Raw genomic sequence first — 10,435 nt, 5'->3', positions numbered from 1 at the left:
GATGTTATCGTAATAAAAGGATGATTTGTCTTATTAAGAAGAAGAGCTAGTCTATAGCATCCCAAAACAAAAATGTAGAATATTTGTTTTGGGGTATTTTCTTTTCTTAGAGGGGTAGGTAATAGTTGATTTTAGAAAAATATAAAAATCGAGTTGACATTTACAACTACTCAGTCATACAATGTAGAAGTAGTAGGTGATACTGAGTAGCGTTGTTTCTCAAAATATTTTCAGTAAACGATAGGTAATAGCGGATTTTAGAAAAATTTTGAAAATCAGTTGACATTCACAGCTACTTAGTCGTACAATGTAGTTGTAATAAGTAATACTGAATAGTGTGATTTCACTCAAAAACTATTCAGTAAAAATTCGCCTTAGTACTCTGTGATACTGAATATAAGTCAGACAGAATAGGGGGTAAAGGAGGATCAGGATATGGAAAATTTAACTGAAATGCTGAAAGGTTCACTGGAAGGGTGTGTGCTGGAAATCATTAGCCGCCGAGAAACGTATGGCTATGAGATTACCCGCCACCTGAATGATCTTGGGTTTACTGAAGTTGTAGAAGGGACGGTTTATACTATCCTCGTACGATTAGAAAAGAAAAAGCTTGTGAATATTGAAAAGAAACCATCAGATATGGGACCGCCTCGTAAGTTTTATTCATTAAATGAGGATGGCCGTCAGGAGCTTGAATTGTTTTGGAAAAAATGGGATTTTGTATCTTCAAAAATTAACGTCTTGAAGTCAAACTAGCTTCATAATATAAAATGTTTCGGCCCATAATTGGAGAGTTTCTTGTTCTGCTTTATAAAAAAGGAGGAAAATAAGATGTTGGAAATGTTTAAAAAATTAATTGGTGATAAAAAAGAATACAAAATGATGATGGCACGTGTTGCAGCACTACCGGAAGACTATCAGTTTGTGTTTAAGAAAATTCAAAACTACATGTGGAATTTCTCAGCAGGAAACGGGATGGATATGCTACACATACAGTATGAATTAATCGATTTGTTTGAAGCTGGTGCAGCGGAAGGCAGACAAGTGCTTGATATTACTGGGGAGGACGTAGCATCATTTGCTGACGAACTAGTGGCAAACGCTAAAACGTATGTCTCTAAGTATCGTGAAGATTTGAATGAAAGTATTATGAAGAAATTGAGAAAAAAATAAATGCAATTAGTAATACCGACTGATTAGCTGGTTACAAATGTGGATTGCCGCCATCGCTATTCAGTTCTATTTTCACACCACTACTAAGTAGTACAGATTATCAGTGATACTAAATAGAGGTTGTAGGTAACCTATTTTAATAAGGGGGAAAAAGTATGAGCAACGCAGCGATTTCTGTAAAAGGGTTAAAAAAATCTTTTAAAGATAAAGAAGTCTTAAAGGGAGTGGATTTTGAGGTGCAGCGTGGTGAAATTTTCGCGCTGCTAGGTTCAAATGGAGCGGGAAAGACGACAACAGTCAATATCCTTTCGACGTTAATGAAACAAGATGATGGTGAAGTAAGTATTTGCGGTTTTGACGTCCAGCGTCAATCAGATCATGTTCGTCAAAGCATCAGTTTGACAGGACAGTTCGCAGCTTTAGACGGCATGCTTACTGGGAGGGAAAACTTGATAATGATCGCCAAGTTACGTGGTGTTTCTAGTCCCGCCCAAGTCGCTGACAATTTACTTGCAAGATTTAGCCTGACAGATGCGGCCAACCAAAGGGCAGATCAGTATTCAGGCGGGATGAAGCGCCGGCTTGATATCGCGATGAGTTTGATCGGGGCGCCAGCAGTTATTTTTCTTGACGAACCAACGACTGGACTTGATCCGGAAGCACGGATCGAAGTGTGGGATACAGTCAAGGAACTTGCCGGCAGCGGTACAACGATCTTGCTCACAACTCAGTACTTGGAGGAAGCTGAACAACTGGCTGACCGTATCGCTATTTTGCATGGCGGAAAAATTATCACGACGGGTACTCTTACTGAACTGAAAGAGATGTTCCCGCCAGCAAAAGTAGAGTATATCGAGAAGCAGCCAACATTGGAAGAAATTTTCCTTGCGATTATCGGTAAAAAGGAGGAGATGTAAATGAAAAGCAAAACAGGGGTATTACTAGGGCGCTTAATGCGCAATATTATGCGAAGTCCAGATACAATTATTACAGTAGCGATTACACCGATTATGATGATGCTATTATTTGTCTACGTGTTTGGCGGTGCAATAAAGACAGGAACGGATAACTACGTTAATTATTTATTGCCGGGAATTTTGCTAATGGCTATCGCATCCGGTGTAGCTTACACTTCTGTACGATTATTTACGGATGTAAAGAGTGGGCTGATGGCACGTTTCATTACGATGCCTATTAAGCGCTCATCGATATTGTGGGCTCACGTTTTAACCTCTCTTGTTGCTAATGTGCTTACTATCGTGGTGGTTATTCTTGTTGCACTCTTAATGGGTTTCCGTTCAAGTGCTAATATGCTAGATTGGCTTGCAGTAGCTGGAATACTGGGGATGTTTACGTTAGCACTCACATGGCTAGCTATCATTCCAGGGCTGAAAGCGAAGTCTATGGAAGGGGCGACAGCTTACTCGTACCCGCTAATTTTTCTTCCATTTATTAGTTCAGCCTTCGTACCTACTGAAACGATGCCTAAAATTGTTCGTGCGTTTGCTGAGAATCAGCCTGTAACTTCAATCGTGAATGCGATTCGTGCCCTTTTATATGAAGGTACTGTTGGCAACGATATATGGATTGCACTCGCTTGGTGCGTAGGCATCATGATCATCTCTTATTTTTTCGCTAGTAAAGCATTTAAACGTCAGTTAGGATAAGTGAATTAAGTCACTCGAAATCATATATATTTGAAAAAGCACGGGAGGTTTTCCGTGCTTTTATTATGTATTGTGCTCTCACGGTAAAAAATATGGGCAACTGTTAACGAATTAAACTCAATATTTTTGATTTAACGGATTATCGCTCAAGGGCAATATAAGGATAGTCGCTCTTGTAAATCGTTTAATACTTCTTCAGGCATTTTCCTGATCGTAATATCCTTTCCTAGGAAAAGCAGCCAATTTGCTATCCCTGTCACTTCATCGGAATTATTAACATCGATAAATATTTTTAAAATGGCTGTAGATTGGTAAGGATTTGTGTAAGATATTGAAACTTTGAAAGGGTGGTATTTTTTGAACTGGGCAATCGCTTTCGGCCCAAGTTCAAGTACAAGATTAATTACTTCGTCCTTCCTACTTAGTTTTTCTAAAATCTTTTTTTTACTTAACCTTTTTTTCGTCGTGTATGGTTCAATATTGATGAGGTCATCGACAGGAAAAATCAGCTTCTTTTCTTCTTTTAAGTCAAATCCTTCAATGATCCAATGGCTTTTTTCTTGATAAAGGTGTAATAGATAAATTGGATAAGACTTGATTTCTTCTTCTTTGACGGTAATCAATAAATGTCTATCCGAAAGAAGGATTTGGATGAGTTTTTCTAACATAGGGTGTGGGAGGTCAGAAAGCTCCAGTAGATCGGGATTATGAGGGTTAGTCCCTTCAAAAAGAAAAAGTTGATTTAAAAGAACAAGGTCATCTTGCTGGGTTTCTGAAATGAGACCTAGTAGTTTTTCGGCTAAAGATTGGCGACTTTTTAAATAGGGAAGTTGTTGGTTTCTTGTAGCCATAAAGGCAATAAAAAGAGCTTTGACTTCGTTATCAGTAAAGCGAACAACGGGCAGGATAGAATTATGCATGACAAAATAGCCACCAGTTCTCCCAACTTCAGCGACAAGTGGCATGCCCATAGCTTCAATTTCTCTAATATCTCTAATAGCTGTCGATCGTGATATGTTAAATTCTCGTATGATTTCATTAATTGTAAAGTGGGAGCGATTGTTGATATACCGCATAATTGTATTAATCCGTTCAACTTTTTTCATTGGAGTCTCCTAAACAGTATCATTTTTTGACATGATTTAAAGTTATTATAAACTCATCAGATGAAAAGATAAATCGTTTGATTCATTTTAAAAAAAGGAAGGTATTGAATATGAAAAATTATACGATAGAAGAAAAAGATAGCTTTATTGTGTTAGGTATTGGAACTGAAATTAAGAGTGACTATACAGACTTTGCTGGAATCAATAAAGAAAAGGAAGACTTTTGGTCAGCTGTTAAAGAAGATGGAAGGTTGGACACTTTAAAAGCTCTAGCTACAAACGAATACATTTTTTCTGTGAGCGAAGCAGTGAATAACAAGATGATGTATTATGCTGGTGTCATGACAGAAGCACAAATAGAAGAAGAATCTAGAGTGATCCAGTTTCCGAAGGGAGAATACTTAGTAGTGAAAGGGGAAGACAAAACGGCTGAAGAGCTAAGTAATAAGCTTACTGGTATCGCCTTCGGTCAAGCTTTACGAGAAGCAACGGACTTTGCTTATGTTGGTGGGCCAAATACAACAGTTGAGATGGGGCAAAGTGACGGCTTAGTATTTGGTGAAATGTGGATCCCAGTTGTTAGGAAGTAAAGTGATAAAAGGTACGAATATGGAAAGTAGAGGCTAACAATTTTGAATTGTTAGCCTTTTTGACATGAATATAATATTCATATACTGCTACACATTATGTTCTGTTAAAATGGAATAAAAGGGAATTATTGTAAGGTGGTGGCGGGGTGAATAAAAAAAGGATATTTGAGCTATTCATAATAGCGTTTGTTTTTCTATTCCTTCATGTAAGCACATATACCAATGAAAAATTTAACGATAAATGGGGGTCCTTTACTTTCGTTGTTCTACTTCTTATGGTTTATATTTACGCTTTATTTATAGAGCGGTATTTTGAGGATGTACAAAAGTAGGTTCGAAATATCACAATTTGTTTTGCTTTGTTAGTAGTTGCTGTAGTGTCAATATGGATAGGGTACTTTTAAAGCTTAACTTAATTGATCTTTTCTTTCCTCAGTCATGATAAGATTTACAATAGGAAGTTTTATGTAACATGAAGGGGGAAGGGTTATGGTCAGCTTTAGTACTTTGTTAGCATTTGCAATTGTTTCACTTAGCATGGTTTGTTCACCTGGGCCTAATATGATTTATCTTATCTCTCGTTCCATTACGCAAGGACGTATGGCGGGATTTATTTCTCTCTTGGGCATTATGCTCGGATTTGTAATTTATATAATCGCAACTATGTTCGGACTTACAGTTTTATTCCTTGCAGTACCTGCTGTCTACGAAGCGGTCAAGTGGGCAGGTGCTGCGTATTTACTTTGGCTCGCCTGGAATTCGATAAAACCGGGTGCTACTTCTATTATGGAACCTCGTACTATTTCTAATGAGCCACCACGGAAATTATTTCTAATGGGACTTATGACTAACCTGCTAAATCCAAAGATTGCTATTTTGTATGTGTCACTGTTACCTCAATTTGAAGATCCTGAGAAGGGATCGTTGCTTATACAAGGTGCAGTTTTAGGCCTTACGCAAATTACTGTTAGTTTTATAGTCAACCTTCTAATTGTGTTTACAGCAAGTAAAATGGCTACATGGTTTGGCACACGCCCAACGTGGCTGCGAGTACAGAGTTGGCTTATGGCAAGTGTATTAACCGGTCTTGCTGTACGTCTTGCTTTTGAACGCCGACAGTAGGAGTATCTAAAAATTTGAAGATCTTTTTTAATGTTACGGAAGGAATGTCATTTTTTATTTTAAGGGTAGGATAACAAGGAGAGGTATGTGCAGAATATACAATGATAAATGAAATTCCTACTTACTAGCGATAAGTCAGTTTTTATATAAATATATGAATACACCCCTCTCATAAACAGAAAATACTTTTTATGAGAGGGGTGTATTCAATTTAAGGCTATTAAAAATGGAATAAAAGCAATGCAAGTTCTCACTTATCTAGAATAAGTGAGAAGATGATGTTTTATTTGTTCAATAAAATACTGATGGTGTATATTATCGTTCGATACTCGACTTGCCATAATAGCGCCCTCCATTGAAGATGCAAGAAAAGAAGCGAGCGATATAATGTCCATATCTTCTTTAAGTTCTTTTTTCTCTATTCCTTCTTTTATGAGAGAAGCCATTAACATTACTGTATCATCATAACCCTTTGCTGCTGCTTTTTGTAATTCTGGAAATACTCCAGTACTTTCAATTGCGCTATTAAGCAATGGACAGCCTCCAGCAATAGGGGGATTATTAGCTGCATCTTGATATATAAGGAAAATGGCAAGGATTTTATCGATTGCTGTCTTTTTATTTTCCATTGCTTTATGAAAATGCCCCCACATAATCTCACCACTTTTGTTGTAGGCAGCAAGGACAATTTCTTCTTTATTTTTGAATCTACGATAAATAGATCCTTTAGGTAGTTCAGTAGCTGTCATTATATCCTGGATGGATGTGCGAGTTATCCCATTAGTATTAAATAAATATAAAGATGTTTCAATAATTTTTTCCTTTACCGTATCAACTTTAGTCATGCTTTGTAGTCCTCCTAATAAAAACGAGCTTAATATTCCAGGTAATGTTTATCCTCTATTTTTTTGTAAGTATAAATAAGTGTGAAGTAAAAATATATTATCAATCCCTATCTTATGGAAACCTCACACAATACAGTTTGAACAGAGGTTAATCTAATTGTATTATTTATATTTTTTAAATGAATTTTCTGTCAAAACTAATATGATCAATTGTTTAATTTAGTCATGTTAGACAACTAATTTTACCTAAAATCGTAGAAGATGTAAAAATATATAGTTAATTTTAGTGCATAGACATATGAGTATTATATATAATCTTTATCAATATGTTTAGCTAAAGTGTTTGAACTACTCCCACTTTCACTTCTTATATAATATTACCTCTCGCAGTTCCTGTGGGTAAAAGCCTGATTACTTCATTCTATAAAAGAAATAATTAATGAGTACTGAAATTTGATTGTAAATAAGAAACTGAGTTATAAATATATTTGCTTTTTTCTATTTTGTTAATCATTTGTAAAAAGGGTTTAAAAAACTAGAAACTTATAGTATCATTAGACACCGGACCGGACCGTTCGGTTCGTTTGTTTATATGAATATATTTAGAAGGAGAACTTTATGCGGAAAGAAAAATCAAAGATTGTAGGTAATTTAATTAGGAGGATAATAAAATGAACTTTATAAAAATGAATAAAAAAGAACTTATTATGCTAGTAATTTTAACACTGTTCTTACCATTTCAAATGGGTTTGTTCATATTATTTGGCATATCACTTTTAACTAACACCAATTTAGTTGAATCAGAATTTGCTCTTGGTGCCATTGGTTTTACTGTACCTGCTATTGTTGGAATAATTTTATTTAAGAACGAAATTATTGAGAGTTTTGCATATTTTAAAGAGAAAACAATTTTGAAAATAGTAAGTATTCCTATGGTGGTTTTACTTATGGTAATTATTGAAAATTCTATTATGCATTTTCTAGCAACTGGTCAGCCAGAGAACCAAGAACAGCTCCTTGAAGCAGGTGCGGAGGTACCTATTATATTTACATTGCTTGTATTTGGTATTCTGGGTCCAATACTTGAAGAAATTGTGTTTCGTCATATTTTAATAAATCGCTTTTCACATTATATTGGTACTGCTATTGCATCTATCATTTCGATTCTAATCTTTACATTCCTTCATACGAACCAGCTTTCGGATTATGCCATTTATTTACCAGGCGCGGTGATACTTACTATTGCTTATCTGATTTCTAAAAGATCCCTTGCATATGTTATGGCGATACATGTGTTAAACAATTGCCTTGGTTTCATTCTGTAAGAAATTAGTCTTGATTCCGTTACAGAGTTAAAAAAATAGAGACAGATATGTATCTAATAAAATAGAGGAAATAGCAAAATCATATAAGTGTATTACATTAAAAAATCACGATAAAAACGTATCTAAAAAGAAATGATCAAAAATATGTAGATAAGATATATTATGATAATCAAAAAAGATAACAATAGAGAAAATCGGCAGGAAATAGTGAGAACAGCAGATATTCTTATATATAATGAGAGCCCAACTTAATTTAATAGATATTATAAGAAAACCATTGATTAGCCTTTTTTCAAATCAATGGTTTTTATTTTTGAAATAAATATATATTTTATAAAAAATATTCTTTGACCCCCATAAAACTATGTATTCCTTCGAATATATATAGTGAAGAAAATCAATAGAAGAAAAATGGTTATGAAAGAACATTGAAGTGGTAATAAAATTACTAGATTAAGTGGAGAATCCGAAATAAAAGGATTAAATTACCAAGGATATAGAGAAGAGTTATTCAAGAATTACAGATAAAATAGAAAAAGAGCAAGAAAAACAAGTGAAAGAAAATTAACATACAAACTGAACTTTAGTGCCGAGAGAAAAGGGAGATCATTAAGAAAACGGTGAAAAAAGTTAGTCTCGAAAAATATAAGTGACAGCAAGAAGACAAACCAAAAGAAAAGTACTAGCAAAATGTGGTTAAATGGTCACTTGTTTAGTGGCCTTTTTGCTATTTGAAGGAGGCTGGGAGATTACTAGTGTTAAGTTTAGTAATGAAGATCCTAAGAAAACCGAAAATAGAAGATATCGTATGTGACATACAAAACAACGGAGGAGATAAGGGAGCGTTTATCGTACAGTATCAGCCGTTTATTAGAAAATCAATATCGTCTGTCTGTCGCCGATATATTACAGAACAGGATGATGAATATAGTATTGGACTCTTTGCGTTTAATGAAGCAATTGAACAGTATTCATATAAAAAAGGGAAATCTTTTTTAGCGTTTGCTGATCTTCTTATAAAAAGAGATGTAATTGACTATATACGCAAGGAATCTAAGCATAACTTTGTCTTTTTAAAAGAAGATGAGCAAGAGGAAAGGTTAGAAATGCAAGTGTCGCTTACGGAGTATATGAAAGAGATGGACAATAGTAACCGTAAGGAGGAAATTCTTCATTTTCAAAGTGTGTTAGCTGAGTTTAAAATCACATTTTCAGAGCTGGCTAAAGAATCTCCTAAGCATCGTGATACGCGTGAGCATTTAATAGAGATTGTGAAGATTATTATAAAAGAAGAGGAAATGATAGAAGAGCTGTTCCGAAAGAAAAAATTACCGCTTAAACATATTGAACCGCGTGTTAGGGTAAGTCGTAAAACGTTGGAACGACATAGAAAATACATTATTGCAATGTGTATTATTTTTGCAAACAACTATACATACATTCTTGATTACATAAGAGGGGAAAAGCATGATGAATAAAGGAATTGTAATGGATATAAAAAAACATAACGTAGTTGTTTTAACTCCAAATGGAGAGTTTATTACTTTTAAAAGAAAAACGCACCCATACATGATAGGAGAGGAAATCTCGTTTAACAAACAAGAACAAAGAGCTCCGCGTTTTTCAATACCACCATTCTTAAAGCCTACAACAGTAATTGTTGCTGGTTTTCTATGCGTATTGCTGTTTTTCTACAATCAACCAGAAGAAAAAGTGTTTGCTTATGTCTCAGTTGATATAAATCCAAGTTTAGAGGCGAGCGTAACGGAGGATCTTCGTGTTATAGATTTGCGGGCTTGTAATGATGACGGAAGGCGTATTTTAAAAGAAATGAAAGGGTGGGAAAATAAACATCTGCAAGATGTAATACGTACGATTATAAAGCAGAGTCAAGAGGATAAGTACTTAACAAATGATAAGAAAGTTATGCTAACAGCTGTTGCAAAGGACAAATCGCTAGAACCACAGTTGGAAAAGGCTTTGCAGGAATTAAAGAAAGAGTATGAGATAAAACATATTACAGTTGAATATCAAAGCAGCACGATGCAAATACGGGAGGATGCCAAGAAAGCAGGAGTAGGAACGGGCGTTTATATAAAACAAGAGAATGAGAAGAAAAACTCGCTTACTCCACCTGCACCGCCGTCTAATCAAGAACAACAAAAGTCATCTTCTGATGTATCATCGGACGCACCTCCTGTAAAAGAAGAAAGCAATGAGAAGAAAGAGTATGTAGAAGAAAAGCAATATAAGGAACAACAACCGAAGCAGATAAAAGAAAATAATGGGCACCAGCAAGAGAACAATGGAAGAGGCTCGCAAGGGAATAGCGGAAATCAGCAAGGAAATAATGGGCACCAGCAAGGAAACAACGGAAGAGAACCACAAGGGAATAATGGGCACCAGCAAGGAAACAACGGAAGAGAACCACAAGGGAATAATGGGCACCAGCAAGGGAATAACGGAAGAGGCTCGCAAGGAAATAATGGGCACCAGCAAGAGAACAATGGAAGAGGCTCACAAGGAAATAATGGGAATCAGCAAGGAAACAACGATAGAGGCTCGCAAGGGAATAATGGAAATCAGCAAGGAAACAACGGAAGAGAA

The 10,435-nt window shown here is 35.5% G+C and carries 11 protein-coding genes and 1 pseudogene; 10 read left to right on the top strand and 2 right to left on the bottom strand.

Annotated elements, in window-relative coordinates:
- Positions 1 to 435 precede the first annotated feature (435 nt).
- From MR113_RS25655 to MR113_RS25640, 4 genes are all read left to right on the top strand, one after another.
- Positions 436 to 756 carry a PadR family transcriptional regulator gene (locus MR113_RS25655; RefSeq protein ID WP_000429486.1) on the top strand — a complete coding sequence of 107 codons (321 nt, stop codon included), beginning with the start codon at positions 436 to 438 and terminating at the stop codon, positions 754 to 756.
- Between the two features lie 75 nt (positions 757 to 831).
- Complete coding sequence (locus MR113_RS25650) at positions 832 to 1,173, top strand: DUF1048 domain-containing protein (RefSeq protein ID WP_000891984.1); 342 nt, start codon at positions 832 to 834, stop codon at positions 1,171 to 1,173.
- A 155-nt stretch (positions 1,174 to 1,328) separates the two neighbouring features.
- Complete coding sequence (locus MR113_RS25645; RefSeq protein ID WP_242257308.1) at positions 1,329 to 2,090, top strand: ABC transporter ATP-binding protein; 762 nt, start codon at positions 1,329 to 1,331, stop codon at positions 2,088 to 2,090.
- Positions 2,091 to 2,840, top strand: a complete 750-nt coding sequence (locus MR113_RS25640; protein ID WP_242257307.1) for an ABC transporter permease — start codon at positions 2,091 to 2,093, stop codon at positions 2,838 to 2,840.
- A 146-nt stretch (positions 2,841 to 2,986) separates the two neighbouring features.
- Here MR113_RS25640 and MR113_RS25635 read toward each other — a convergent pair whose 3' ends face one another.
- Positions 2,987 to 3,946 carry a helix-turn-helix transcriptional regulator gene (locus MR113_RS25635; RefSeq protein WP_242257306.1) on the bottom strand — a complete coding sequence of 320 codons (960 nt, stop codon included), beginning with the start codon at positions 3,944 to 3,946 and terminating at the stop codon, positions 2,987 to 2,989.
- A gap of 110 nt (positions 3,947 to 4,056) precedes the next feature.
- Between MR113_RS25635 and MR113_RS25630 the strand changes: the two genes are divergently transcribed.
- The 3 genes and pseudogenes from MR113_RS25630 to MR113_RS25620 all read left to right on the top strand — a co-directional run bounded on the left by MR113_RS25630 (position 4,057) and on the right by MR113_RS25620 (position 5,658).
- Entirely contained in the window at positions 4,057 to 4,536 is a 480-nt protein-coding gene (locus tag MR113_RS25630) for a GyrI-like domain-containing protein (protein ID WP_132136519.1), read from the top strand.
- A 146-nt stretch (positions 4,537 to 4,682) separates the two neighbouring features.
- Positions 4,683 to 4,940, top strand: a pseudogene (locus tag MR113_RS25625) (DUF3963 domain-containing protein).
- Positions 4,941 to 5,025: 85 nt separating this feature from the next.
- Positions 5,026 to 5,658, top strand: a complete 633-nt coding sequence (locus MR113_RS25620) for a LysE family translocator (RefSeq protein ID WP_242257305.1) — start codon at positions 5,026 to 5,028, stop codon at positions 5,656 to 5,658.
- Positions 5,659 to 5,912: 254 nt separating this feature from the next.
- Here MR113_RS25620 and MR113_RS25615 read toward each other — a convergent pair whose 3' ends face one another.
- Entirely contained in the window at positions 5,913 to 6,503 is a 591-nt protein-coding gene (locus tag MR113_RS25615; protein ID WP_242257304.1) for a TetR/AcrR family transcriptional regulator, read from the bottom strand.
- 671 nt (positions 6,504 to 7,174) lie between these two features.
- Here MR113_RS25615 and MR113_RS25610 point away from each other — a divergent pair.
- The 3 genes from MR113_RS25610 to MR113_RS25600 form a co-directional block, all read left to right on the top strand.
- Positions 7,175 to 7,828, top strand: coding sequence for a CPBP family intramembrane glutamic endopeptidase (locus MR113_RS25610; RefSeq protein WP_242257303.1), 654 nt, complete (start codon positions 7,175 to 7,177; stop codon positions 7,826 to 7,828).
- A 755-nt stretch (positions 7,829 to 8,583) separates the two neighbouring features.
- The gene (sigI, locus tag MR113_RS25605; RefSeq protein ID WP_242257302.1) at positions 8,584 to 9,306 is read left to right on the top strand and encodes an RNA polymerase sigma factor SigI; all 723 of its coding nucleotides are present in this window, start codon (positions 8,584 to 8,586) and stop codon (positions 9,304 to 9,306) included.
- Positions 9,299 to 10,435, top strand: a 1,137-nt coding sequence (locus MR113_RS25600) for an anti-sigma-I factor RsgI family protein (RefSeq protein ID WP_277929789.1), incomplete at its 3' end; no start/stop codon positions are given. The genes sigI and MR113_RS25600, both read left to right, overlap by 8 nt.

Source organism: Bacillus cereus group sp. BfR-BA-01379 (assembly GCF_022663605.1).
GTDB classification, from domain to species: Bacteria; Bacillota; Bacilli; order Bacillales; family Bacillaceae_G; genus Bacillus_A; species Bacillus_A mobilis.
Note: the sequence above shows the minus strand (reverse complement) of the source record. Positions and strands in the feature narration are given on the sequence as shown.